Here is a 25,791-nt window from a genome sequence, read left to right on the forward strand (position 1 = left end):
TGACAGCCGCGGTCGGCTCCGCATCCCGGCCCTCGCTCTCACGGACCTTGCCGCGCAGCCGGTTGTGGGTCTGTAAAGCGAGCGGTGTAACTGGGGTTGGTTTGGCTAGAGTTGGCCTGCGGTGAGGCGGCCGTCGAAGGCCAGGTCGAAGGCGTTCATGGCGCCCTTCCAGCGCATGGTCCAGCGTTTGCGGCCGGCGCCGGTCGGGTCGAGGCTCATGACGGCCATATAGACGCACTTGAGCGCGGCCTGCTCCGTGGGGAAGTGCCCGCGGGCACGGACGGCCTTGCGGATGCGGGCGTTGACGCTCTCGATGCTGTTGGTCGTGCACACAGTGCGGCGTATTTCCGCGTCAAACTGAAGGAAAGGCGTGAACTCCGCCCAGCTGGACTCCCAGAGGCGGACGATCGCCGGGTATTTCTTGCCCCAGGTCTCGGCGAATTCCAGGAACCGTGTCGTGGCCGCGTCCTCGGTCGGCGCGGTGTAGACGGGCTTGAGCGCCTTCGCGATCTTGTCCCAGTCCTGTCGGGCCGCGTAACGGAACAAGGCCCGCAGGAGGTGCACTACACATGTTTGCACCACAGTTCGCGGCCAGACCTCACCGACCGCGTCCGGTAGTCCCTTCAGTCCGTCGCAGACCAGCATCAGGACATCATCGACGCCCCTGTTCTTGAGCTCGGAGAGCACTCGCAGCCAGTGTTTCGCGCCCTCACCGCCGTCGCCGGCCCACAGCCCGAGGATGTCGCGGTGCCCCTCGGCGGTGACCGCCCGGGCCACATAGATCGGCCTGTTCGCTACTTGGCCATCGCGAATCTTGACGTTGATCGCGTCAATGAAGACGACCGGGTAGACGCGGTCGAGTGGCCTGTTCTGCCATTCGGCCATGCCGTCCATCACCTTGTCGGTGATCGTGCTGATGGTCGTCTTGGACACGCTGGCGCCGTAGACCTCGGCCAGGTGCGAGGAGATCTCGCCGTGGGTGAGGCCCTTCGCGGACAGCGACAGGACCATCTCGTCGACGCCGCTCAGCCGGCGCTGCCGCTTCTTGACGATGGCCGGCTCGAAGGAACCCTCCCGGTCGCGGCGGACGTCGATCTCGACCGGCCCGATGTCGGTCAGCACGGTCTTGGAGCGGGTGCCGTTGCGGGAGTTGCCGCCGTCCTTGCCCGCCGGGTCGTGCTTGTCGTAGCCGAGATGGTCGGTGATTTCGCCCTCCAGGGCGGACTCCAGAACCGTCTTGGTCAGCTGCTGCAGCAGCCCGCCCTCGCCGGTCAGCTGCAGACCCTTGCTCCGGGCCTGCGCGACGAGCTGCTCGATGAGCTTCTGCTCGACCGCCGCACTCTCCAGCGACGGTTCCGCCTGGTCATCGGCGGTCGCGGACTCGGTCACGGTGTCAGTCGCTTGATGTCTCTTCCATGATCATCAATTACATCGGTGAGCGTACAGACCCGGTCACCGCACCCATATCGCCGTCGTACCACCCGGGTTGCTCGCCCGCGCAACCTCCGCAGTCAGAGACGGGACCTGCTCACCGGAACGGGGACGAAGGGACAACGAGCACCTCGACAGCTGCATCGGTCATCGGAACCACACGAGCATGCCCGTCGATCTTGCTGCCGCACCGGGAAATTCCAAGATCCCCGACAGAGTCAAGCTGAAACGTTGAGGCGTCGAGGGCGAGGCCGTCTCCACGTTGCAGGAATGGATCAGCAGCGGAATCGTGTCCCTACGGCATTCTCCTGCCTGAGGGATCGCACCGGGGCCGGCCGCCCCGGTTCATTGAGGTCGGGGTGGAGCCGCGTGGGCCGGTGGGCACTGTCGTGCCGGTGGTGAAGCACTTCTGGGTGCCGGGGCCGGCGCTCGTGGCCGTGGGCGGACTGCTCGCCGTCATCTTCTACCGAGGCAGTCAACTCACCTCGGTGTGCGGCCCCGCTGGTGTCCCGCCTTTATCGGCAACGCGTCGTCCTGATCGCTTGCTTGAGACGCCGCTGCACCGACCGGGCCGCGTTCCCGTGGTGATCACCGGCTACGAAATCCTGCCAGCGCCTGATTCATGACACTCCCGGTGTGCCGGCGACTATCCCGTCGGGATGGTTCTGGAGCTGGTCCGGATCGTAGAGTGTGAGCGGTATGTCGGCGGTGCGCCGCACTCGCTCATGGGTCGCGAGAGCTTCGTAGATGTTCTCGCAAATGCCTATCGGGTGGTCGGTGTCGAGGTTGCGACGCATGAAGTAGGCGTCGGTCAGCGTCACCACGCCGGCGGTGGTGTCTGCCTCTACCACCATCGACGCCCGGTGATGCGATCCAGCCCACCAGGTGCGCAGCCCGGGCACCACCTCGTCCTCGTCGGCGAGCAGGCGTACCCGGTCCCACGCTTCGTCCGTGAGGTAGCGCAGCACGTCCCGCGGCAGGCACGACCATCGATCGTCGTGGGGGTGCCTCCTGGTGCGGTGGAAGTGGGTCCAGCCACGCTCCGTGAGGCAGATCTGAGCGTTGCCGAACAGCGGCACGTTCGAGGTCGTGTACAGCTGGAGCGGGGTGAGCAGTACGTGGGTGACGTCGTCGGGCGCGATGCCGAGTGCCGCGAGTTGCTCCGGCATCCACTGCCCCGGGGCTCGGCGCATCGCGGCGCGTTCGCCGAGGAATCCGGCCCATTGCGCGTTCATCGGGCCGAGATCCTCGGCCGGGCCGGTGCCGACCAGCGCCGTGACTCCGTCTCCCTGGATCAGTGCGGCCTGGAAAGCCAGGCGGTACCATTTGTCCCAGTCGGACATCCAGTACACCTCGGGGCCGGGGACGTCTCCGTCTCCCATGTGCAGTAGTCGTACTCCGAACATCTGGTTCCCTTCGTGCTGTTCACGGCACAATGCGTTCACGGGTGCAGCAGCGCCTTCACCACGTCGTGACGTCCGTGCATGAGCTCGGTGAAGATCGAGACGCCGTCGTCGAGCGGGAACGGCGTCGCCCAGTCCAGCGGCACGTCACGGGCGAGCTTCACCGCGTGCGTGAATTCCGCCGATGTGTAGCAGTAGGAGCCGATCACCCGCTTCTCTTCCCGGACGATGTGCTGGCCGTCGAATGCGGCATCCCCACTGAGCAGGCCGATCCAGACGGCGCTGCCACCGGGGCGCAGACGCAGGACCGACAGCGCGTGGGTCGCGGCAGCCCCGACGGCGTCGATCACCACGTCGAACTCGCCCTCAAGGTCCGGCCCGGTGTTCGCGGCACCGAGGCGGACGGCGACATCGAGGCGGTCCTCGGCCAGGTCGCACACGGAGACATCGGTTGAGTACTGCCGGGCGACGAGCAACGCCATCAGTCCGATCGTGCCCGCGCCGAGAACCGCGATACGGGCTCCCGGAGGCGGGGCGGCGAGGTTGAGCGCGTGCACCGCGTTGGCCAGGGGCTCGATCAGCGCCGCGGTGTCGAAGCTCATGGAGTCCGGCAGCGTGTGCAGGGCGGCGGAAGGAACGGCCACGTACTCGGCGAAGGCTCCCGCCCGGTGTATGCCGATGATGGACCGGTTGCGGCACAGGTGGTCCTGACCGATCGTGCAGAGGTCGCACGTGCCGCAGCTGAGCAGCGGATTCGCCGTCACCCGCCTCCCGTCTTCGGTCGTGCCGGAGAACTCATGGCCCATCACCAGCGGGGGTCGGCGAAAGTCGCTGCTGCTGATTCCGTGCAACTCGCTGCCGCAGATGCCCACTGCGCAGACGCGGACCAAGGTCTCACCCGGTGCGGGAACCGGGTCGGCGACGTGAAGCAGCTCCACTGTGCTCGGCTTGGTGAATACCAGGGCGCGCATCGGGTCACGCCGTTTCGACGAGCAGGTCGCGCAGTATCTGTGCGGCCCGCACGCGCAGTGCCGGGAGCGATGACGTGGACAAGTAGGCGATGTGCGGGGTTACCAGCGCGCGGCGGTGCCCGGCGAGTTCCGCGGCCGGGCCGACGGGCGGTTCGCTGGAGAGCACGTCGAGCGAGGCGAAGCCCAGCGTGGCCGCCTTCAGTGCGTCCAGCAGCGCGGCTTCGTCCACCAGCGCACCGCGCGCGGTGTTCACCAGGTGCCCGTCCGGCCCCAGGGCGGCGAGGACGTCCGCGTCGACAAGGCCACGCGTCTGCTCGGTCGAGGGAATGTGGAGCGTCAGGTGATTCACCGCCCTGGCCAACTCCGGCAGGCTGCCCCAGCGCGAGACTCCGGCCGGCAGGTCACCGACGTACGGGTCCCACACATGCACGGGAAAGCCGAGAGCCTGGGCACGGCGTGCCACCTCGCGTCCGATACGGCCGAAGCCCGCGACGCCGACAGGGTCTTTTGCCGGCGGCAGGGGCTGGGCGAAGCCCGCGATGCCCCAGGCGACATCGGTGACGCGGCGCGAGGCTGCGGTCAGTCTTCTGTTGTGGGCGTAGATCGCGGCCATACTGTGGTCGGCGACCTCGGCGAGGCAGTAGTCGTCGACGTTGCTCACCGTCACACCGTGACGCGCCGCCGCCGCCAGGTCGATGTTGTCCAGGCCGATGCCGTAGCGCACCACCGCCCGCAGTCCGGGCAGCCCGGCCAGCACACGGTCGGTGATCGGCGCCCACTGCACCAGCAGCCCGTCGGCGCCCTTGGCCACGTCGAGGACCTCGTCCTCGGTGGTGGCGGCGTGGCAACTCACCTCGAAATCGGGGGCGAGCACCGCGCGTTCATGGGAGCCGTCGCCGAGATTGGTGTCGGTAATGACAATTCGGGTCGTCACAGCGGTTCCTCTGTTCGATGGTTTCGGCTCGGTAGCCGGTTGCCGTCAGGCCGAGCCGGCGAACGACGCGGTGTCGCCCAGTCCCTCAGGGCCCATGGCGAGGTAGCCGCCGTCGACGGGCACTTCGGCCCCGGTGATGAAGCTGGCGTCGGACGACAGGAGGAAGGCGATGGCGCGGGCCACCTCTTCCGGCTCCCCTAGCCGGCGCAGCAGGTGGTAACGGCCCCAGACGGGCTCCCACCTCGCGCGGTCACCCTGCGCGGCGCGGGCGACCTCAGGTGTCCAGATCCAGCCGGGGCTGACCACGTTCACCCGGATGCCGTCCTCGGCGAGGTCCATCGCCATGCACTTGGTCAGCGTGACGATCGCGCCCTTGGTCGCGTTGTACGTCCACCGTGAGGGCTGCGCGATGTGCGCCGAGATGCTGGCGGTGTTGACGATCGCGGCGCCGTCGGCGCGGGCCAGCAGCGGATGGGCCGCCTGGACGACGTTGCTGATCCCCCGGACGTTGACAGCCAGGACCCGGTCCCAGTCCTCGGTGCTGACGTTCAGCCCGCGGGCGAGAAAGCTGACGGCGCAGTTGACCACGAAGTCGAGGCCCGCCTCCAGCCGGCCCACGGCCGCCTCCACCGCCTCGCGGTCGGCCACATCGACGGTGACCCCGCTCGCGTGACCGCCGGCGGCTTCGATCCGCTCGGTGGTGCGGGCCAGACCGTCGGCATCGATGTCGAGGCAGAGCACGCTGGCTCCGCGTCCGGCCAGCTCCGCCGCGGTGGCCGCGCCGATGCCGGAGGCCGCGCCGGTGACGAGCGCGCCCCGTCCGTTCCACTCCATGCCTGCTGTCCTTCCGTGCTGGTGGTACCGGTGCCGGCCGGCGGGGCGGGACGCGCCCCGCCGGCCGGGACGGGCGGCTCAGTTCGAGACCCACACGTTGTTGAAGGTGGGCACGTAGTAACGCAGACGGCTGGGGTTCTGCAGGTCGGCGCTGTGGACCCGCTTGCCGTAGAGGAACCCGGTCGGCGCGCTGGTCGTCCACACCCACGGCAGCTGCTGGGTGAGCACCTTGTCCGCGGCGATCCAGTCGGCCTTCTGGGTCGCCGGGTCCGAGGAGGCCCGCGCGGCGTCGGCGTGCTTGTCGAACGTCGCGTTCTTGAAGCCGCCCGTGTTGAGGTCACCGGTCGAGTGCAGGAACCGGTAGGGCAGTCCGCCGGGGGTCAGGAAGCCTGCCATCGTCCAGCAGACCGCGGTGTACTTCTTGGCGAAGAAGGCGCCGACCCAGGACGAGGTGTCGAGGGTGTCGAGCTTCACGTCGAATCCTGCGGCCTTGAGCTGGGAGACGATCACATCGGTCGCCGGGCGGGAGTTGTTGCAGGTGTAGGTGAAGGCGGCCTTCTTGCCGGTGGATTGTTCGTACTCCTTCACGAGCGCCTTGGCCCCTGCCAGGTCGTATCCGGGATCGGTGTTGTCGCTGTGCCGAGGATCGCCCTCCGGGAACAGGCTCACCGCCGGCTTGCCGAGACCTTCGGTCGTGAGGTCGGCGATGGCCTGCCGGTCCAGCGCCTTGGAGACCGCCTCCCGCAGCCGTATATCGCTGAACGGCTGCGTCGCCAGGTTGAGGATGATGCTGTCCTGGTCCTGCCCCACGCCCTGGACGAAGTTGACCGCGCTGTTGTTCTTCGCGTCCTTCATGACGGTCGGGTCGACAGTGCCCATCAGGTCCACGTCTCCGGCCTGCAAGGCCTGGTAGGCGCTCTGCGGGTCGGCGATGGTCTTGATGGTCACCTTGTCGAGGTACGCCGGCTTCTTGTCCTTGTTCCAGTAGTGGGGGTTGCGCACCAGCACTTCGGGCTTGCCAGGAGCCCACGACTCGACCATGTAGGGGCCCACTCCTGACGCGTGCGCCGTGTACTCGTCGCCGTACTTCTTCAGCGCGGTGGGCGAGGCGATGTAGCCCGCGGTTCCCGAGCCGTCGTAGCTGAAGACATAGGGCAGGTCCGCGAACGGTGCCTTCATCTGGAAGATCACCGTCGTGTCGTCGGGGGCTTCGACGGACTTCACCGAGGACAGCAGCGCGGCGGCGGTGGACGACGGTGCCATGGCGCGGTCCATGTTGAACTTGACCGCGGCCGCGTTGAAGGCGGTGCCGTCGCTGAACTTCAGCCCGGTCGGCAGCTTCATCGTCCACGTCATCTGGTCCGGGCTCGCGGTCATCGAGGTGGCGATGTTGGGCTGCGGACGGCCGCCCAGCTCGGGCACGGCCATGAGCGTGTCGTAGATGGCCTCACCGGTCAGGGCCATTGCGTTCGCCGAGCCCTTGGCAGGGTCGAGCGTGGTGACCTCGGTACCGGCGGCGACGGTGAGCGATCCGCCCGTCTTCGGGCTCGCGCTGTCGCCGGAGCCCGACTTCGAGCCGTCGGTGGTCGTGGCGCAACCTGCGAGCACTGCGGTGACCGTGGCCATCGCGAGCAGGGCTGGGGCACGGCGTGCTGTTGTTCGGGTTTTCATCCGTCTGACCTTTCTGAGGCCCGTGCGTCGACCGCGAGACGCCTGGGGCAGGGCGGAACCATGACCGGCTTCGTGAGGGGTGACGTGGATGGTCCTGGGAGCGGAGAGAGATGCGGCGCGGTGCGCGCTAGTCCGCTGCTGGGCGGGACGAGCCCTCGGCAGGTGCGGGCTCGGGGGTGTAGGGGTGGTGGCAGGCTGTGTCGTGGGCCTGGCTGAGAGGGGCCAGCGGTGGGTGCGTGGTGTGGCAGAGGTCGTCGGCGGACGGGCAGAGCGCGGCGAAGCCGCAGCCCGCGAGCTGCCGTCCGTCGACCACGTCGGGTGAGCTGCGGGAGGGCAGCCGGGTCACCGGTTCGGCGGAGATGTCCAGCGACGGTGCCGAGTCCTGCAGGATGACCGAGTACGGATGACGCGGCGCGTGCACGAGCTCCAGCGCGTCGGCCTGCTCGACGATCTTCCCGGCGTACATGACGGCCGTACGGTCGCACAGCGCGGCGATGACGCCGAGGTCGTGGGAGATGAACAGCATCGCGAGCCGGTTCTCGGAGCGCAGCTCGGACAGCAGCTCCAGGATCTGCGCCTGGATCGACACGTCCAGCGCCGACACCGGCTCGTCGCAGACGAGGACTTCCGGCCGAAGGATCGTCGCGCGCGCGATGGCGGCGCGCTGGCACTGGCCGCCCGACACCTCGTGCGGCCGACGACTGGCCATCGCCGCGGTGATGCCCACCCGGTCGAGCTCCGCCAGTGCTCGGCGCCGGCGCTCGGCGGCCGAGTTCGTGCCGTGCACCCGCAGCGGTTCGGCGACCGAATCCAGCAGGGATCGCTTGGGGTTGAACGACGCGGCCGGGTTCTGGAAGATCGCCTGAACCGCCGCGCGCAGGCGTTTGTCCTTCGTCAGGCGTTTGTCATTCGTCACCACCTCGGTGCCGTGCAGCAGTACCCGCCCCGAGGTGAGGGGGGCAAGCCCGAGCATCGCGCGTGCCGTGGTCGACTTGCCGCAGCCGGACTCACCCACCAGGCCGAGGATCTCTCCCGGTCGCAGGGCAAGGGAGACGTTCGATATCGCCGGTGTGCCACTGCCGCCGTAGCGGACCGAGCCATTGACCAGTTCGAGCACCGGCGCCGCGGTTCCGGCCCCCACCGGCTCGTGGACCTCTGCCACGCTCATCGCAGCACCTCGCTCGACGTGGGGTGGGCGGGTGCCGGGCCCTGTCCCTGCCCGGCACCGCCGGGAGGCGTCACATCCGAGCCGGGATGCCAGCAGGCGTATTCGTGCCCGGGTTCCCCTTCCACCTCGACCAGTGCCGGCGCAGCCTCGTGGCATGCGTCGCCGGCGTGAGCGCAGCGGGGTGAGAACCGGCAGCCGGCGGGTGGATCTGCCAGGTTCGGGGGCAGCCCTCGGATCGGTCGCGGCAGGGTGCGCCGAGCGCCGTCGTGGCGTGGGATCGCCGCCATCAGTGCACTGGTGTACCGCATGGCCGGCCGTGCGAAGACGTGGGCGACCGGGCCTCGTTCGGCGATACGCCCCGCGTACATCACCGCGATCCGGTCGGTGTGCCGCCCGACGACACCGAGGTCGTGACTGATCATCACCAGTCCGATACGGAACTCGCGGCACAGCTCGTCGAACAGGTCGAGGATGCGGGCCTGCACCGTCACGTCGAGAGCGGTCGTCGGTTCGTCAGCGATGATCAGCTTGGGCCGGCAGGCTATCGCCATGGCGATGGCCACGCGCTGGCGCATGCCGCCGGACAGTTCGTGCGCACGGGCCTTCGCCCGCTGCGCCGCGAGCGGGACGCCCACCGTCTCGAGCAACTGGACGGCACGGGCTCCGGCTTCGCGGCGGGTGACGGAGGCATCGCGGCGCACCGCCTCGGCTATCTGCTCCCCGATCGGCATGATCGGATGGAGCGAGCTCAGTGGATCCTGGAAGACCATCGCGACGTCGCGACCCCACATCGAGCGCCGGGACCGTTCGGAAAGGTCGAGCACGGAACGCCCGTCAAGGATCACCTCGCCCGTGACGCGCGCCGTCCGCGAGCGCGTCAAGCCCATGATCGTGCGGGAAAGGACGCTCTTGCCCGAACCGGACTCCCCGACGATGCCGAGGCGTTCGCCGTAACCGAGGTCGAGGCTGACGTTGTCGACAGCACGGACGGTTCCGTCGGCGGTCGGGAACTCCACGCGGAGATCCCGGACGGTGAGCAGTCGCTCCGTGGCTGCCTGGTTCATCGGCCACCTCCGGTGTTTCCCGCGCGTCCGCCCAGGAAGCGGTCGGCGAGCAGGTTCAGACTCAGGATCGTGAGCAGCATGAACGCCGAAGGCACCGCGATCAGCGCAGGGTTGGAGCTGATGAAGCCGCGGCCGTAGTTGATCATCCCGCCCCAGCTCGTCACCGTGGGGGGCATGCCCATGCCCAGGAAGCTCAGGCCGCCCTCGATCAGGATCGCGTGGCCCACGCTGACCAGGGCGAACGCGAGCATCGCCTCGGTGATGTTGGGGAGAACGTCACGGCGCAGAATCGAACGGGCCGGAGTGCCGATCACCTGGCTCGCCTCCACGTACTCACGCCGCGCCACGGACAGGGTCTGCGCCTTGGCCAGTCGCACGAACACGGGACACATGGGCACCGCTATCGCGATCATCACGTTGGTGATCGACTGCCCCAGGAACGACGCGAGGGCCAGCGCGAGGACGAGACCGGGAAAGGCGAGGACCACGTCCACGACGAATGAGGTGATCCGGTCCAGCCAACCGCCCAGATACCCCGCGAGCATGCCGATCGGCACGCCGACGAGCGCTGACGCCGCAACCGATCCGAAGCCGATCCACAGCGAGATCCTTGCTCCGGCCAGCGCACGGGCCAGCAGGTCACGGCCGTAGTTGTCCGTGCCGAGCCAGTGGTGCGCGGAAGGGCCGGTGAGCCGATCGGCCGGGGACATCGTGTCGGCGTCGATGTTCAGCAGCGTCGGGAGGAACAGCATGCCGAACACGAGCAGGGCCAGCCACGACATCGCGAGCACGTCCGTGAGCCCCCACTGCCGACGCGCGCGCTTCACGGCGGGGCGCTCGCCCATCTCCGCCACGGCACTCGGCTCCGCGACGGCCGTCATACCTGCCTCCGGGCTCATGCCACACGCTCCTTGACTCCAGCAGTCGAGGACGATGCCCCAAGGCGTGGGTCGATCACGCCGTACAGAAGATCGACGAACGCATTGACCAGTACGAACGCGATAGTGATCACCAAGACGATGCCCTGCACCGCGACGTAGTCCCGCCCGCTCACCGCGTGCGCCAACTCGGCGCCGAGGCCGGGCAGGCTGAACAGTGACTCGACGATCACATCCGCGCCGATCAGCGTGCCGACGGTCACGCCGACCGATGTCGTCAGGCCGAGCATGCTCGGCCTCATGGCGTGCCGCACGGCTGCTCTCGCGGGCGAGATTCCCTTTGCCCGCGCGACCGACATGAACTCCTGTCCGTACGTCTCGACCAGATCCGCCCGCAACACCCGCTGGTACAGCGCGAACGGCGCCGCGGCGAGAGAGAGGGCCGGCAGCAGGAGGGAACCGAGATGATTGCCCAGCCCCGTGCTCAGCGAGTTGTACCCACTGGCGGGATAGATGCCGAGCCGCACCGCGAAGACGTAGATCAGGATGAAGCCGATGACGAAGCTCGGCGTCGACAGCACTCCGAACACCCAGAGGCTGATGCCCCGATCGACCAGCGAGCCCCGCTTGGCCGCCGCCACCACGGCGGACGGGATCGCGCACACCAGCGCTATCAGCTGGCTGATGAGAATGAGTTCGAGGGTCACCGGGGCGCGCTGAGCGATGATCTCCGAGACCGGCTGCCCCGACACGTAGGAGCGCCCGAGATCGCCGGTGAGGGCGTGGCCCAGCCAGGTGAAGAACCGGGAGAGCAACGGCTGGTCGAGGCCCAGCTCATGCCGCAGCGATCGCACCGCCTCCGGCGACGAGCCGGCCACTCCGAGGATCGTCCGGGCGGGGTCGCCGGGCAGCAGGTTGAGGCTGAGGAAGCACAGCACCGACACCACGAACAGCACCGCGGCCAGGCGCAGCAGCCTGAGCAGGAAAAGGCGGGCGAGTCTCCAGTTTCTCGTCGTCTTTCTCGTCGTCTTTCTCGTCGTCTTTCTCGTCGTCTTTCTCGTCGTCTTTCTCGTCGTCTCTCTCGTCGTCTCTCTCGTCATCGCGTTTCCTGTCATCGCGACATCAGCCCCCCGACGAGCCCCCGCACGCGCAAGCCGTGTCGGCCGGGACCGAGGACCGTCTCGTCGCCTCGCTCCTCGCCGTCCACTTCGAGTCGGCCGCCGGACGGCACCCGCACCCGGGCGGTCGCCGCGCCGGGCACCTGGATGTCGTGCTCGACGACGTCGCCGTTCCATCGCCACGAGCTCTCGACGGCACCGGCACGGCTGAGGTAGGAGGCCCTGGCCCATTCGAGGGCACGGGGGTAGAGCGAAGCGATGGACACCTCGCCCGTCCACGTCAGGGTCGACGCGTCGAGTCCGGCGATGCCCTCGAAGAGGAACTGCCCCACCGATCCGAGCGCGCAGTGGTTGAAGGAGTTCATCTCCGCGGTCGAGAGCGTGCCGTCCGGTTTGATCCCGTCCCACTTCTCCCAGATCGTCGTCCCGCCGGACGCGAGCATGTAGAGCCAGCTCGGCATCTCCTGGCGCAGCAGCAGCTCGACCGCGTACTCGGCGTGTCCGTGCCGGGCGAGAGCCGGCAGCACATGCTGTACGCCGTGGATGCCGGTGGTGATGTGGCCCCTGCGTACGACCGCCGCCCGCAGGTGCGCGGCGGCCAGTTCGGCGTCCGGCCCGTCGAGCAGGCCGAAGCCGATGGCCTGCGCGTACGCCGTCTGGGTCGCGTCCTCGATGCTCCCGTCCGGCAGCACGAAGGCGGTGCGGTAGGCCCGCCTGATCTCCTCGGCCCGGTGTTTCAGGCGTGCCGCCTCGGCGTCCTCGCCGAGCCAGGCCGCGATCTCGGCGAGCTGGACGAACGAGCGGTAGCTGTGCGCGGTGTCGTGGATCGGGTGCGGAGTGGTCGAATAGGCGCCGGTGTAGGCGTAGCCGGTGTGCAACGACAGGCCCTCGCGTTCGGGGAGCGACAGCCAGTCGCCGAAATCGGAACCGACCTCGTTGATGCGCAGCCCGTCCGGGTTGGCCCGGTCGACGTGCGCGAGGAAGGCCCGCATCGAGGGGAACAGCCGTGCCGCGGCCGACAGGTCGCCGTAGCGCTGGACCAGCAGGTGGACGAGCCGTATGTAGCCGTCCGACCATCCCGGGGCTCCGGGCCTGGAGTCGGCCGGCGGGACGGCGGGTGCCCAGTTGCGGATCTCCCCGTCGGGGCCCTGGGCGTCGGCGACGTCCTGGGTGAACTTGACCAGGAACGCGGCCAGGTCGAAGTGGTAGGCGGCGGTCTGCCCGATCGCCCCGGCGTCGCCCAGCCAGCCGTGGCGCTCGTCGCGCTGCGGGCAGTCGGTGGCGACCTCCAGGAAGTTGTCGCGAACGGTCCATTCGATCATGCGGGCGAGGCGGTCCAGCCGCTCGTCGGAGCAGGCGAACGAGCCGACCTGGGCGGGCAGCCCGGTGATGGACACGGCCTCGATCTCGGTCGTGGGCAGCAACTCCAGCTGACCGTAAGGCTCGGCGCTCGGGAGTCCCCACACCTCGGCGTAGCGGAACCCGTGCATGGTAAAGGAAGGCTCCAGCTCGTGCGGCCCGGCATCGGGCACGACATAGCGGTCCTCCTGGAACGCGCCCCGCAGGTTGTCGCGGTACACGAGCTTCTCCGGCGTGAGGACCTCACCGTGACGCACGATCAGCTCGACCGGGGGCAGGCACGTGGTGCGCAGCCTGGTCCACCCGACCAGGTTCTGACCGAAGTCGAAGACCGCCGGCCCTCGCGCGTGCTGGTGCACCAGCACACCTTTGTGGTGGGCGAACCGGGTGATCGGGTCATGCGGCTGCGGCACCACCTCCGCGCCGGGCTCCGCCACGAGTTCGGCCGCGGCCCACTGCCCGTCGTCGAATCCGGCCTCGCGCCAGCCCTCGGGTTCCTGGCGCAGGTCCTGGAGCTCGCCGCACAGCAGGTCGGAGGCCAGCAGCGCACCCTGAGCCGCACGCCAGTGCTCGCCGGTCGTGGCCAGAACATCGCGGTGCGGGCCCTCGCCCGACTCTAGTTGGGCGAGCACCGCCGGGTGGGCACCGTAGAAGCCGGGCTCACGCATGAGTCCCAGCCGGCCCGCGTACCACCCCTTGGCCAGCGTGACGGCGAGGACGTTGCGTCCCGCTCGCAGTGCCGGACCGCAGTCGTAGGTCTGGTGGTGCACACGGGTGCGGTAGTCGGTCCATCCCGGGCGGTACAGCGCGTCGGCGGTGAGTTCGACGCCGTTGAGCCACACGCGGTACAGGCCCAGAGCCGTGATGTAGAGGCGGGAGGAGGCGGCTGCGGCCGCGTCGTCCACGTCGAACGCGTGACGCAGGTACGGACATGGATCCCACGACTCGCGGGGGAACGCGGGCGGTGGCGTGGTGATCCACTGTGCCGACCATTCGGCGCGCGAGGCCAGGCCGGCCTCGAAGGACGCCACCGGACTGGTCACCGTCTGCCCGGACGCCGTTGCTGCCGTCACCTGCCAGTAACGCCGCTCCCGGGACTTCAGCGAGGGATCGTCGTACTCCAGCCATGGTCGCGCACTGGTTCCCCGCCATGAGCAACTCCCCCCGCCGAGCAGGCCGTCCGGCGTGGCGGCGACCGCGACCCGGAAGGGGGCCGAGCGGTCGAGGCCGGCATGGGCGGCCACCGCCCAGCTCAGGAGAGTCGGGTTCAGCGCTGGGATTCCGAGCGGATCCCTCCGCCCACCTGCACGCAGCGAGTAGAGGGCGCCCGGCGTCTCGGTGGGCGGGGTCACGATGGCTGACCGCTCTTGGCGAGATGAAGAAGAGACGTCTGCATGCGATGCACGGTTCACCCTCCGTCGTCAGCGTTGACCCGAAGCCGTTTCGCCGGAAGCGTGCGGCACGCTTTCATTGCGTGTCAACCATGAAAACCATGGTTCATGGTGGTGAACCTCTGGGCGCCCGAATGCGCCGCATGATCACTTCATCGGCATCCCTGAACCGCCCAGACAACGCACTAGGTTCACTTACCTGAACCCATTGACAGCATGTAGAACTCAACTCACCATGGGCCGGGCCGCCAGAGTGAGGTGAGAGCCCTATGAAGTGCAGCACCCGCGCGGACTCGCCGTCCCCCGGCCCCTGGGTCGAACCGCTGACACCCGTCGTCTTCCTGGATCGGTCGGCTGACGTCCACGCCGACCGCACCGCGGTGGTCGACGGGGAACTCCGGCTGACCTACGCGGAGTTCCGGAACCGCTGCCTGCGTCAGGCCGGGCTGCTGGCGAGCCGTGGCGTGACTCCCGGGGACCGGGTGGCCGTGCTGGCACCCAACAACCACGTCCTGCTTGACTCCCACTTCGGCGTCCCCTACGCCGGTGGCGTGCTGGTCGCGCTCAACATCCGGTTGTCTGCCGCCGAGTTGAGCTACATCGTCGAGCACTGCGGAGCGAAAACGCTCGTCCACGATCCGGCCTTCGCCGAACAGGCCGCGACGATCGCCCGCCATCTGGCCGACGCCGGTACGCACCTGGACCTTCTCGCGGCCGATGACGAGTACGAACGGCTGCTCGCAAGGGCCGACACGCATCGTGCCGCGACCGACGACGAGCGCGGCCTGATCGCGCTGAACTACACCAGCGGCACGACCGGACGCCCCAAGGGGGTGATGTACCACCATCGCGGCGCCTACCTGCAGTCGCTGGCGATGGTGAGCCACTTCGCCTTGAACGCCGACACCGTCTACCTGTGGACACTGCCGATGTTCCACTGCAACGGCTGGTGCTTCACCTGGGCGGTGACCGCCGCCGGGGGCACACATGTCTGCCTGCCCCGGCCGGAGCCGGACGAGGCATGGCGGCTGCTCGCCGCTGAGGGCGCGACCACCTTGTGCGCGGCACCGACCGTGCTGATCTCACTCATCGAAGCCGATGCGGCGGCTCCACTGCGGGGCACGCCGGCCCATGTCGCCGTCGGCGGAGCCCCGCCCTCCCCCGCCCTGCTCAAGCGTTGCGCCGAACTGGGCCTGGCCATAACCCACCTGTACGGGCTCACCGAGTCCTTCGGGCCGGCCGTGATCTGCGATTGGCGCAGCGAATGGGACGCACTGCCCGTGAGCGAGCAGGCGGTGCTGAAAGCCCGGCAGGGCGTGCCCAATGTGATCGGCGGGCAGTTGCGGGTGCTGGACCGGTGGGGCAACGACGTCCCCCGTGACGGCAGCACGCTCGGCGAGGTGGTACTGCGGGGCAACAACGTCATGCTCGGCTACTACCGGGACGAGGACGCGACTCGCGCCGCGATCCAGGACGGCTGGCTGCGCACCGGCGACCTGGGAGTGCTGCACCCCGACGGCTACCTCGAACTACGGGACCGGGCCAAGGACGTGATCGTCTCCGGTGGGGAGAACATCTCCTCCATCGAGGTCGAGGCGGCGCTGGCCGGCCATCCGGCGGTGCTGGAAGCGGCCGTGGTCGCCGTACCCGACGCACGGTGGGGCGAACGGCCGGTCGCCTGGGTGACCCTGCGCCGCGGAGCGGTGGCCACAGCGGATGAGCTGCGTGCGCATGTGCGCACGCGTCTGGCCGGCTTCAAGGTGCCCGATCGAGTCGAGTTCGGCGAACTGCCGAAGACCGCATCCGGGAAGATCCGCAAGGCCGAGTTGCGCAGACAGGCCCGCGAGGGACACTCAAGTGCCCGATAAACCAAGGTCGTTGGTACGGTACCGGCAGCGACCGACGGTTCACATGAACCCGCGTGAGGGACGAGAATGAGCTCAGTAGTCAAGTCAGCCGATCGCACGCTGGCGATCCTTGAGTTGCTCACCGAGCACCGCGACGGACTCACGCTCACCGAGATCCAGCGCTCTCTCGAGTTCCCCAAGAGCAGCACCTACGTGTTGCTGATGACGATGGCTTCCCGCGGATTCCTTGAGCAGGATCCGGAGAGCCGGCGCTTCCGGGTCGGCATCCGGCTCTGGCAGGCCGGTCAGAGCTACGTCGCGGCCTCCGATCTGGAGAAGGTGGCGCTGCCCTACATGGAGTCCCTTCGCAACATGGTCAACGAGACGGTGCACCTGGCCACGCTCCATGGCATCGACAACGTCTACGTCGCCAAGGTCGACTCCGACCAGCAACTCCGACTCGCCTCCCGCGTCGGGGTGCGCCTGCCCGCCTACGCCACCGGCATCGGCAAGGCGCTGCTCAGCCAACTCGACGACTCCGAGGTCAAGGCCCGCTTCGCCGACGTCGAATTCGTGCGGTACACCCCGCAGACCATCGTCTCTCTGCCCGAACTCCTCACCCGTCTGCAGGAGATCCGCACGACCGGATACGCGACGGACAACTCCGAGTACACGCCTGGCGTCTTCTGCATCGCCGCCACGGTGTCGGGGCGGGGCAGCGGGGCGCGCGCGGCGATCAGCGTGTCGATACCGGAAGTCCGTAAGACCCCGGTTCTCATCGAACGCACCATCACGTACGTCCGCTCGACGGCCCAGCAGATCTCCCAGCGAATGGGCTGCACGGAGGCAGGCGCGACCTCGCTGTGACGCAGGCGGTGCGACGTACCGCCGTCATCGGATCATCCATTGAGGAGTGAGCACGTGCAACTGATGCGCCATGGCGCCGTCGGTGCCGAGCAGCCGGCTGTCCGGGACTCGCAAGGCCGCACCTTCGACGCCCGACCGGTCACCGCCGACTACGACGGTCCGTTTCTCGAAGCAGACGGCACCGAGCGACTCCGGGCGGCCCTGGATGCCGGCGAGCTGCCCGAGATCGACATTTCCGGCCGGCGACTTGGCTCTCCGATCGCTCGTCCTACGGCTGTGGTGTGCATCGGCATGAACTACGCCGCTCATGCCGCCGAATCCGGCTCCGCCCCGCCGCCGTACCCCGTGGTCTTCCTCAAGCATCCCGGGTGCGTGATAGGGCCGAACGACGATGTGATCATGCCGGTCGGCTCGGCCAAGACGGACTGGGAGGTCGAACTCGCCGTCGTCATCAAGAAAACCCCGCGCTACCTGAGCGATCCCGCCCAGGCCGCCGACTACATCGCCGGCTATGCGCTGGCCAACGACCTGTCGGAACGGGCATTCCAGCTTGAGACGTCCGGCGGTCAATGGTCGAAGGGCAAGTGTGCCGAGACGTTCAACCCGCTCGGCCCGGTACTGCGCCCGGCTGCCGAAGTCGACCCGGACGACCTGCGGCTGCGGACCTGGATCAACGGCGAGCTGCGCCAGGACTCCACGACAGCGGACATGATCTTCTCAGTGGCCGACATCCTCGTGCACCTGAGCCGGCACATGCTGCTCATGCCGGGCGACGTCGTCAGTACGGGCACGCCGCAAGGCGTGGCGCTGTCCGGGCGCTATCCGTATCTGAAGGTCGGCGACGTGATGGCCATGGAGATCGAGGAACTCGGCCGACAGGAGCAGCGAATCGTTGACCGTGCTTTGCCGGCTGCCTGAGCCTCGACACACCGCGTGACGGCCGGGACCCTCCACACTCGCCAGTCGTTCGGCGAACGCCCCCAGAACCCCCCGCGACATCGGATCCAACTCACCCGGATCCGGGATGCGTTCGGCACAGGCGGTGGCAACGGTGTCGTACGACTCCCGGATGGCAGCGAGGCAGGACGGCTCGGTCACGAGGCGAATGCAGGCGACGGCACCGACACCGTCCCGGCCGGCCCCTGCCTCCTCGCCGTACCCCGGCATCAGACAGTCACCTCCGCCACGTCTGACCTCGTCGGCGTCCCCGGCCACCCACTCGCCGATGACGACCAGCTTCGATCCGGCCGCGATCGATACCTGCCGACAGGCATCGACCCGGACCTCAGGCGTGCCGACTCCCTGGCAGGGCTGATCTCTCACCCCGGTGGCGGACGGACTCGATGTGAGCGAGGTATTCGTGGGTCCAGGCGCACAGTCCGTCGATCGTCATGCGCAGGGCCCGACCGGGCTCGGTGAGGGTGGACTCGACCCCGGCGGCACCGTGGGGTGAACCTTCCGGTCGACCAGTCCGTTGCGCTCCACCACCTGACGAGCGCGCACGGACACCCACGTCCAACGCCCGGGCGATACCTCTGCGAAGCACCTGCCTCCGCTTGAGCGCGAGTGGAGCTCGTGCCGGATCAGCGGCGCGGAGTCACGCACGAGGAGGGCGGGGACGATCAGCGGCTGCAGGACGAGGTCACCGGCTCGGGAACAGCCGCGCTGGGAACGGCCGGTTCGGCAGCTTCCGCTTCGGGGACGGCCGGTTCGGCAAGCCCTGATTCGGAAGGGGCCGGTTTGCGGATCAGGAGCAGGGCCGCGTCGTCGTGCAGTCGACCGCCCACATGGGCCAGCAGCTCGTCATGGATCGCGCCGAGGGTGCGTGCCGGCTCGTCGGAGACGTGGCGCTCCAGGCCCTCGGCGAGCGGATAGAAGGCACGGCCCCGGTCGCGGGCCTCGGTCACTCCGTCGGTGTAGAGGAGCAGTTGATCTCCGTCGGCGAAGGGCAGCACCCGCAGGCCGGGGATGTCACCCGTCAGGGCGCGCAGTCCGAGGGGCGGGGCCGGACGCGTGGACTCGACCGCCGTGACGGTCCCGCAGGCGTGCACCAGCAGCGGAGGGGTGTGTCCGCAGTTCACCACCTCCAGGTGTCCTGTTTCGGGGAATCCGGCGACCACTGCGGTGACGAAGTCGTCGTGACCGAGGTTGCGCGCCAGACTCCGTTCGATCCTTTCGACCACGGCGAGGAGATCGGGCTCGTCGTAGGCGGCCTCACGGAAGACACCGAGGACCAGCGCGGCGGTCCCCACGGCCGGAAGCCCCTTGCCGCGCACATCGCCGACGATCAGCCGCACTCCGTACGGGGTCGGTATCAGCGCGTAGAGATCCCCGCCGATACGTGCCTCTGCCGCCGCGGCGCTGTACCGGACCGCCACCTGAAACGGGCCGACGATCGCCGGCACGGGCCTGAGCAGCGCGTGCTGGGCGGTCTCCGCGACCGAGCGGACGGCCGCGAGTACCCGTTCTCGGCGCCCGCGCAAGGCGCTGGCCAGGCCGCTCGCAAGGGTGACGGCCACCAGGGCGGACAGTACGGCGCCCAGTTCACGGCCCGGAACACCGTCCCGGACACCAAGCGTCGCGCCGAGCCCCACCGCGAGGAGACCGACGCAGAGCACCCCGCGCGGTCCGTTGGTGGTGGCGGCCAGAGCCGGCCCCGCCGCGAGCAGGGGCAGCCAGATCATCCCCGCTCCATCGGCGAGATCGGCGAGCACGACCACGGAGACGATCAGCACGGGCAGGATGGGTGTACCGGCAGCCAACTGCGCGACGGCACGCCTGCGGGCCCCAGCCCTGGGGCCGGCCACCCGGTCTCTGAACAGCCGCATCGGCCAGTGGTCGTCACCATGGTCTCGGGCCTGACTCATGTTTGTCCGCAGTCCTCACCTGTGCGCCGAGCACACTCCTGAAATGCCTGTTTCATCCAGAGAACGGGGTCAGGGCGGGCATCCGCAAGAAGAGGATTTTCAGATAGTGAGCGAAAGGCTCCTGGTGACGCGGCTCGCGGTCGGGAGCAGCCGGGCCCGGATCTCGGGCAGCCGCGAGAGCCGGTCCGCCGGCAGTGACACCCCGAGCGAGCCGAGCGTGTCCCTGCTGTAGACGGGGACGGCGACACAGACCGTGCCGAGGGCGTATTCCTCCAGGTCCGTGACGGCCGGGGCGACGGGTGAGGAGTCCAGCCGCCGCAGCAGTTCCGGCAGGCTGGTGACCGTCCGTGGCGTGAGGTCGGCGAGGTGGTGACGGGACAGGTAGTCCCTGCGGGCGGCGTCGTCCAGCTCTCGGAGCACCGACTTGCCCAGCGCGGTGGCGTGCCCCGCGTCCTCGAAACCCACCCAGAGGTCGACGCGGGGCGTCCGAGGACTGTCGACGATCTCCGCGACTCGGATTTCGCCGTCCTCGTAGAAGGTGAGGTAGGTGGCGGTCGCCAGTTCGTCCCGCAGCGCGGCGAGCGTGGGACGGACGCGGCTGAGCAGCGCTTGTCCACGGCCCGTGGTCTGCAGCGTCTGCAGCTTGTCACCGAGGATGAATCCGCCGTCGTCCAGCTTCCGCACGTATCCGTCGTGGACCAGTGTCCGCAACAGGTGATACGCGGTCGCCAGGGGCAGGCCCGTCTCACGTGCCAGCTGTTTCGCCGGCACGCCGGTCTCGTGCGCGCTCACCGCCTCCAGCAGGCGCAGGGCCCGCTGGACGGACGTGATCAGCGTAGGGCCGTCGTCCGCACCCATACGACCAGCTTGCGTCAGGCGTACACCGCGAGCAACGTGGGCGAGCCAGATCTTCTGCTTGGGCTCGTCGCAGCAGACGATCTCCGCGCAGGGATCTTCCGGCTAACGGAGTTGCCCGAGCCTCACCGATCGATACGAGGACAGGACTTCGGCTCTCCACCCAACGGCCGGACCGGAATCCAACGCCCAGGCGGCAGCAGCATCGGGGCGTCGGCGATGTCGGCGATGTCGGCGACACCAGCGATCAGTGCGACTCACGCGTGACGTCCGACCCGCTTGAGCCGACCAGGAAGTCGAGGTCGGCACCGCTGTCGGCCTGCAGCACGTGGTCGACGTAGAGCCGCTCCCAGCCGCGCCGGGGGCTTGCGAAGCCGTCGACCGTGGCGTGGTTGGGCTCTCGGCGTGCGAGTTCGTCGTTCGGTACGTCGACGTCGATGCGACGGGCCTCGACGTCGAGGGTGATGAAGTCACCGGTCCGAACCAGTGCGAGAGGGCCGCCGGCCGCGGCTTCCGGGGCGACGTGCAGCACGACCGTGCCGTACGCCGTACCGCTCATCCGGCCGTCGCACACGCGGACCATGTCGCGGACGCCCTGTTCCAGCAGCTTCTTCGGCAAGGGCATGTTCGACACCTCGGGCATGCCGGGGTAGCCCTTGGGACCGCAGCCGCGCAGGACGAGGACGGAGTCGGCGTCGACGTCCAGTCCGGGGTCGTCGACGCGGGCGTGGAAGTCCTCGATGGAGTCGAAGACGACCGCCCGGCCACGGTGACGCAGCAGGTGCGGGGAGGCCGCGGCAGGTTTGATGAGCGCCCCGTCGGGGGCGAGGTTGCCGCGCAGGACGGCGATGCCGCCTTCGGCGACGAGCGGTTCGGAGCGGGTGCGGATGACCTCGCTGTCCCAGATCGGAGCGTCGTCGAGGGAGTCGACCAGTGGTTTGCCGGTGACGGTCAGCGCGTCGGGGTCGAGCAGGTCACGGACCTCACGCAGCACGGCGAGCAGTCCCCCGGCGCGGTGGAAGTCCTCCATGAGGAAGCGGCCGGCCGGCTGGAGGTCCACCAGGACCGGTACCCGGGAGCCGATGCGGTCGAAGTCGTCGAGCGACAGGTCGATGCCCAGTCGGCCAGCGATCGCGAGGAGGTGGACGACCGCGTTGGTCGAGCCGCCGACCGCGGCCAGCGCCACGATCGCGTTGTGGAAGGACGCCTTGGTCAGAAGGGTGCCCGGCCGCCGGTCGGCCGCGACCATGTCCACGACGAGCCGGCCGGTGTGGTGCGCGGCCTCCAGCAGACGGCTGTCGGGGGCGGGTGTTCCGGCCGTTCCCGGCATCACCGTGCCCAGGGCCTCGGCGACCACTGCCATCGTCGAAGCCGTGCCCATCGTGTTGCAGTGCCCGCGGCTGCGGATCATCGCCGACTCGGAACGGGTGAACTGCTCCTCGGAGAGCGTGCCCGCACGCACCTCCTCCGACAACCGCCACAGGTCCGTGCCGCAGCCCAGCGGTGTCCCGCGAAAGGTCCCGGTCAGCATCGGGCCACCGGGCACGACGACAGCGGGCAGATCGACCGAGGAGGCGGCCATGAGCAGCGACGGGATCGTCTTGTCGCAGCCGCCCAGCAGGACGACACCGTCGATCGGGTTGGCCCGCAGCATCTCCTCCGTGGCCATCGCTGCCATGTTGCGCCAGAGCATGGCGGTGGGACGGACGTTCGTCTCGCCCAGCGACACCACGGGCAGATCCAGCGGTATGCCGCCCGCCTCGTACACGCCGCCTCGCACCGAGGCCGCGACCTCGTCCAGGTGCGCGTTGCAAGGGGTCAGGTCCGAGGCGGTGTTGGCGATGGCGATCTGCGGTCGGCCGGTGAAGGCGTCACCGGGAACGCCGCGTCTCATCCAGGCGCGGTGGATGTAGGCGTTGCGGTCCTGACCCGCGTACCACTGCGCGCTGCGGAGCCTCACCATGCAGTCCCTTCCGACAGGCGGTACGACGTCCACAACCCGGCACCCGGCACCCGGCACCCGGCACCCGGCACCCGGCACCCGGTGCAGCCTACGCAGCCGCGCTACGGACCGACAGACCCCGGCGGCTCTCCGAATCCCCGCGGAGATCGCACCCTCATACGATGCCGCGCTGCCCGAGTCGCCTCTCCCGCAGGGCAGATGACAGGTCCGAGTACGGTCGCCCAACACGCATGGCACATACCGGACTTCGAGCGCCCGATCGCGTTAGGCAGCGGCATTTACGCGGGAGTGGCCCGCGTCCCCTGAACCACCGCGCCACGTCACCGGGCTGCCCGTTCCCGTCCGGGTGCCGATCGTAGACTGAGCGCCCAAGCAGGGGAGGTGCTGCCGGGTGGAGCCGCCAACGAGGGGACGCCGCCCGGTAGGTCTGTTCGTCGGCTTGTCGACGCTGGACGTCATCCAGCTCGTGGACCATGTGCCCGATGCCGACGAGAAACTGACGGCCCGTGAGCAGGTGGTGGCCGCAGGCGGTCCGGCGGCGAACGCGGCCGCGGCCTTCACTCACTCGGGCGGTGCGGCGAGGCTGCTCACCGCGATCGGCTCTCATCCCTTGGGACGTGCGGTCGCAGCGGACCTGGACGGGCTGGGCGTGACCGTGTCCGACCTGACGGCCGATGCGGTCGAACCGCCCACCGTGTCGTCCATTCTGGTGACCGCATCCAGTGGGCAACGCGCTGTCGCCTCGACCAACGCGACCGGGCACCGGCTCGTTCCGCCCGACGGCCTCGACGCGATGGTGGCGGGCTGCGACATCGTCGAAGTCGACGGCCATCACATGGAGTTGGCCGTGGCTGCCGCCCACGCCGCGCGTGCCGCCGGCTGCCGGACCCTTCTCGACGGCGGCAGTTGGAAGACCGGCACAGAGAACTTGCTGCCGTCGATCGACGTGGCCGTCTGCTCGGACGACTTCCACCCGCCCGGCACCCACACACCGGCGGACACGCTGCGCTTTCTGCGGGACCACGGGGTTGTCTGGTCCGCCGTCAGCCGGGGCGGACAGCCCATCGTGTGGGCGGGCCCGGACGACAGCGGCACGGTGGACGTGCCGCCGGTCCGGGTGGCGGACACCCTGGGAGCCGGTGATGTCCTGCACGGAACCCTCGCGTATCGCCTCGCGGTTCAGGGCCGGTTGACTTCACAACGCTTCGTCGAGGCGTTGCGAGGAGCGGCGGCGGTGGCCTCACGGGCATGTGCCTCGTTCGGTACCCGGGCCTGGATGCTGGACGGGTGACCCGACGCGGGCAGCCGACGCCGCGATGAGCGGGTCGTGTCTGTTCCGCATGCCTGTTCTGCATGCCTGCGTGCCCGTTCTGCGTGCCCGTTCTGGGTGGGCGATGACACCCGCGACGGCGAGGGAGTTCGCGGCGAGCGCCCGACGGACGGCGACGGAGTACTCGGCATCCGCGGGCAACCCGCGCGCCGCACCGTTCACCCCGCCTTCACCCCCAGGTCGCGCACGTCACTTTCCTCCCTACGTCAGCCTCGCCGGCGCCGAGGCCAACCTGCGGGACGAGATCGAGCCGGACGCGAGCGTGGCCGGTGTGGCCGCGGCCGGCGCCCTGGCCTGGGACCGTGAACTGAACTCGGTCCGGGTCGCGGGCGGCAGCGTCGCCCGCCGCCAGACCTTCTACACCGCGCTGTACCACTCCCTCATGCAGCCGAACCTGATCAGCGACACCGACGGCCGCTACCGGGGAATGGACCAGGCCGTGCACCGGCTGGTGCGCGGACAGCGGGCGCAGTACAGCAACTTCTCCGGCTGGGACCAGTATCGGGCCCAGGTCCAGTTGCTCGCCCTGCTGAAGCCCACCGTGGCGGGTGACTTCGCGCAGTCGCTGTACAACTTCGCCCGGCAGAACGGCGGTGTGTGGGACCGCTGGGTGCACATCAGCGGCGCCACCCATGTCATGACCGGCGACCCGTCCGCGGCGACGCCGGCCACGTTCTACGCCATGGGCGTGCGCAACTTCGACTACGAGGGCGCGTTCGACTCGCTCGTCCGCCTGGCCACGGTGCCCCACGCCGACGGGCTCTCGGACGCCGGCTGCCCCGGTCAGTGCGTGGGTCAACGCCCCAACCTGGCCCAGTACTTGAGCTCCCACTATGCCGCCCAGGACGTGTGCCACTGCTGGGGCGGTGCCGCCGAGACCCTGGAGGACGCCGTCGCCGACTCCGCGCTCGCCGAGTGGGCGAAGCTGCTGGGCCGGGAGACGGAGGCCAAGGTCTTCAGCGAACGCGCCGCCTACTGGCGCAATGTCTTCAACCCGCAGGCCACCGCCGATGCCGGCTACATCCAGGCCCGGCGGCTCGACGGCTCCTGGGTCACGCCCTTCAACCCGGCCGGCGACCTCGGCTTCGCCCAGGGCACCAGCGCCACCTACACCTGGATGGTGCCGCAGGACGTGGCCGGACTGGCGGAGGCGATGGGCGGCCGGGAGGTGGCCGCCGGGCGGCTGGACGGCTTCTTCCACAAGGCGGACGGCTCCTGGTCGGTCCGCGGCGGCGACCCGCTGCGCTACGACCCGACCAACGAGCCCGGCATCCACGCCCCTTGGCTCTGCAACGCCCTCGGCCAGCCGTGGAAGACGCAGGCTACGGTGCGCCAGATCCTCGACACCGTCTACGGCACCGGGCCCGCGGGCCTGCCCGGCAACGACGACCTGGGCACCATGTCCGCCTGGTACGTCTTCGCCGCCCTGGGCCTGTATCCGCAGACGCCGGGCAGTGCCTCCCTGCTGCTGGGAGCCCCGGTCTTCCCCACCGCGGTGCTGGACCGGCCCGGCCGGAAGGACATCACCATCAGCGCCCCCGACGCCGACGACACACACCTGTTCGTGGACGCCGTACGCCTGGACGGGCGGGCGTATCGGAAGTCCTGGACGGGCGCCGGTCTGACGCGATCGGGCGGCTCCCTCACCTTCCGGCTCGCCGAGCAGCCCAACACCCGGTGGGCAACCGACCCGGCCGGTCTGCCGAAGTGACACACGTGTGGGCCCGGCCCGCCGGGCCCACATCGTGAGTTGTGGCCGTCCCGTGCGGCGCCCGGAGGACAGGGCCGGCCCCCCACCGGAGTTTCCTGGGCACCGGCGCGGGAACCCGGCCCCGAGTCG

Annotated in this window: 19 protein-coding genes and 2 pseudogenes; 6 read left to right on the top strand and 15 right to left on the bottom strand. The window is 69.3% G+C overall.

Annotation, left to right across the window (positions count from 1 at the left end):
• Positions 1-105: 105 nt before the first annotated feature.
• On the bottom strand, positions 106-1,347 hold the full coding sequence (locus tag GFH49_RS01790; RefSeq protein WP_155053966.1) for an IS256 family transposase: 1,242 nt from the start codon (positions 1,345-1,347) through the stop codon (positions 106-108).
• Positions 1,348-1,808: 461 nt separating this feature from the next.
• Here GFH49_RS01790 and GFH49_RS01795 point away from each other — a divergent pair, with 461 nt between their 5' ends.
• Entirely contained in the window at positions 1,809-2,057 is a 249-nt protein-coding gene (locus tag GFH49_RS01795; protein WP_155053945.1) for a hypothetical protein, read from the top strand.
• Here GFH49_RS01795 and GFH49_RS01800 read toward each other — a convergent pair.
• The 10 genes from GFH49_RS01800 to GFH49_RS01845 form a co-directional block, all read right to left on the bottom strand.
• Positions 2,052-2,813: an MBL fold metallo-hydrolase gene (locus GFH49_RS01800; RefSeq protein ID WP_230396112.1), complete on the bottom strand. Its 762-nt coding sequence runs from the start codon at positions 2,811-2,813 to the stop codon at positions 2,052-2,054. The genes GFH49_RS01795 and GFH49_RS01800 overlap by 6 nt on opposite strands.
• 59 nt (positions 2,814-2,872) lie before the next feature.
• Positions 2,873-3,805, bottom strand: a complete 933-nt coding sequence (locus tag GFH49_RS01805) for an alcohol dehydrogenase catalytic domain-containing protein (protein WP_155053947.1) — start codon at positions 3,803-3,805, stop codon at positions 2,873-2,875.
• Between the two features lie 4 nt (positions 3,806-3,809).
• Positions 3,810-4,739, bottom strand: coding sequence for an NAD(P)-dependent oxidoreductase (locus GFH49_RS01810; protein ID WP_155053948.1), 930 nt, complete (start codon positions 4,737-4,739; stop codon positions 3,810-3,812).
• Between the two features lie 45 nt (positions 4,740-4,784).
• Positions 4,785-5,573 (bottom strand): SDR family NAD(P)-dependent oxidoreductase, encoded by a 789-nt coding sequence (locus tag GFH49_RS01815; RefSeq protein WP_155053949.1) that lies wholly within the window; start codon positions 5,571-5,573, stop codon positions 4,785-4,787.
• A gap of 78 nt (positions 5,574-5,651) precedes the next feature.
• Positions 5,652-7,244, bottom strand: coding sequence for an ABC transporter substrate-binding protein (locus GFH49_RS01820; RefSeq protein WP_155053950.1), 1,593 nt, complete (start codon positions 7,242-7,244; stop codon positions 5,652-5,654).
• A 127-nt stretch (positions 7,245-7,371) separates the two neighbouring features.
• Complete coding sequence (locus GFH49_RS01825) at positions 7,372-8,412, bottom strand: ABC transporter ATP-binding protein (RefSeq protein WP_196217824.1); 1,041 nt, start codon at positions 8,410-8,412, stop codon at positions 7,372-7,374.
• On the bottom strand, positions 8,409-9,476 hold the full coding sequence (locus GFH49_RS01830; protein WP_155053952.1) for an ABC transporter ATP-binding protein: 1,068 nt from the start codon (positions 9,474-9,476) through the stop codon (positions 8,409-8,411). Before GFH49_RS01830 ends, GFH49_RS01825 begins: the two co-directional genes overlap by 4 nt.
• A complete protein-coding gene (locus GFH49_RS01835; protein ID WP_155053953.1) occupies positions 9,473-10,375 on the bottom strand; it encodes an ABC transporter permease in 903 nt (300 codons plus the stop codon). Before GFH49_RS01835 ends, GFH49_RS01830 begins: the two co-directional genes overlap by 4 nt.
• Positions 10,372-11,454: an ABC transporter permease gene (locus tag GFH49_RS01840; protein ID WP_196217825.1), complete on the bottom strand. Its 1,083-nt coding sequence runs from the start codon at positions 11,452-11,454 to the stop codon at positions 10,372-10,374. Before GFH49_RS01840 ends, GFH49_RS01835 begins: the two co-directional genes overlap by 4 nt.
• Before the next feature lie 11 nt (positions 11,455-11,465).
• A complete protein-coding gene (locus GFH49_RS01845; RefSeq protein ID WP_196217826.1) occupies positions 11,466-14,183 on the bottom strand; it encodes a family 78 glycoside hydrolase catalytic domain in 2,718 nt (905 codons plus the stop codon).
• A gap of 308 nt (positions 14,184-14,491) precedes the next feature.
• Between GFH49_RS01845 and GFH49_RS01850 the strand changes: the two genes are divergently transcribed.
• The 3 genes from GFH49_RS01850 (at position 14,492) to GFH49_RS01860 (ending at position 17,854) form a co-directional block, all read left to right on the top strand.
• Positions 14,492-16,090, top strand: a complete 1,599-nt coding sequence (locus GFH49_RS01850; protein ID WP_155053956.1) for an AMP-binding protein — start codon at positions 14,492-14,494, stop codon at positions 16,088-16,090.
• A gap of 66 nt (positions 16,091-16,156) precedes the next feature.
• On the top strand, positions 16,157-16,936 hold the full coding sequence (locus GFH49_RS01855) for an IclR family transcriptional regulator (protein WP_155053957.1): 780 nt from the start codon (positions 16,157-16,159) through the stop codon (positions 16,934-16,936).
• A 54-nt stretch (positions 16,937-16,990) separates the two neighbouring features.
• A complete protein-coding gene (locus GFH49_RS01860) occupies positions 16,991-17,854 on the top strand; it encodes a fumarylacetoacetate hydrolase family protein (RefSeq protein WP_155053958.1) in 864 nt (287 codons plus the stop codon).
• 367 nt (positions 17,855-18,221) lie between these two features.
• Here the strand turns inward: GFH49_RS01860 and GFH49_RS39730 are convergent.
• The 4 genes and pseudogenes from GFH49_RS39730 to GFH49_RS01875 form a co-directional block, all read right to left on the bottom strand.
• Positions 18,222-18,427, bottom strand: a pseudogene (locus tag GFH49_RS39730) (winged helix-turn-helix transcriptional regulator); the annotation flags it as partial.
• A 131-nt stretch (positions 18,428-18,558) separates the two neighbouring features.
• Positions 18,559-19,803: a PP2C family protein-serine/threonine phosphatase gene (locus tag GFH49_RS01865; RefSeq protein ID WP_196217827.1), complete on the bottom strand. Its 1,245-nt coding sequence runs from the start codon at positions 19,801-19,803 to the stop codon at positions 18,559-18,561.
• 99 nt (positions 19,804-19,902) lie between these two features.
• Positions 19,903-20,661: an IclR family transcriptional regulator gene (locus GFH49_RS01870; RefSeq protein ID WP_155053959.1), complete on the bottom strand. Its 759-nt coding sequence runs from the start codon at positions 20,659-20,661 to the stop codon at positions 19,903-19,905.
• Positions 20,662-20,905: 244 nt separating this feature from the next.
• Positions 20,906-22,621, bottom strand: a complete 1,716-nt coding sequence (locus tag GFH49_RS01875) for an IlvD/Edd family dehydratase (RefSeq protein WP_230396113.1) — start codon at positions 22,619-22,621, stop codon at positions 20,906-20,908.
• Between the two features lie 439 nt (positions 22,622-23,060).
• Between GFH49_RS01875 and GFH49_RS01880 the strand changes: the two genes are divergently transcribed.
• Positions 23,061-23,912, top strand: coding sequence for a PfkB family carbohydrate kinase (locus GFH49_RS01880; RefSeq protein ID WP_230396114.1), 852 nt, complete (start codon positions 23,061-23,063; stop codon positions 23,910-23,912).
• A 241-nt stretch (positions 23,913-24,153) separates the two neighbouring features.
• A pseudogene (locus GFH49_RS01885) lies at positions 24,154-25,662 on the top strand (GH92 family glycosyl hydrolase); the annotation flags it as partial.
• Positions 25,663-25,791 lie beyond the last annotated feature (129 nt).

The sequence above is a fragment of the Streptomyces blattellae genome, assembly GCF_009709555.1.
GTDB lineage: Bacteria > Actinomycetota > Actinomycetes > Streptomycetales > Streptomycetaceae > Streptomyces > Streptomyces blattellae.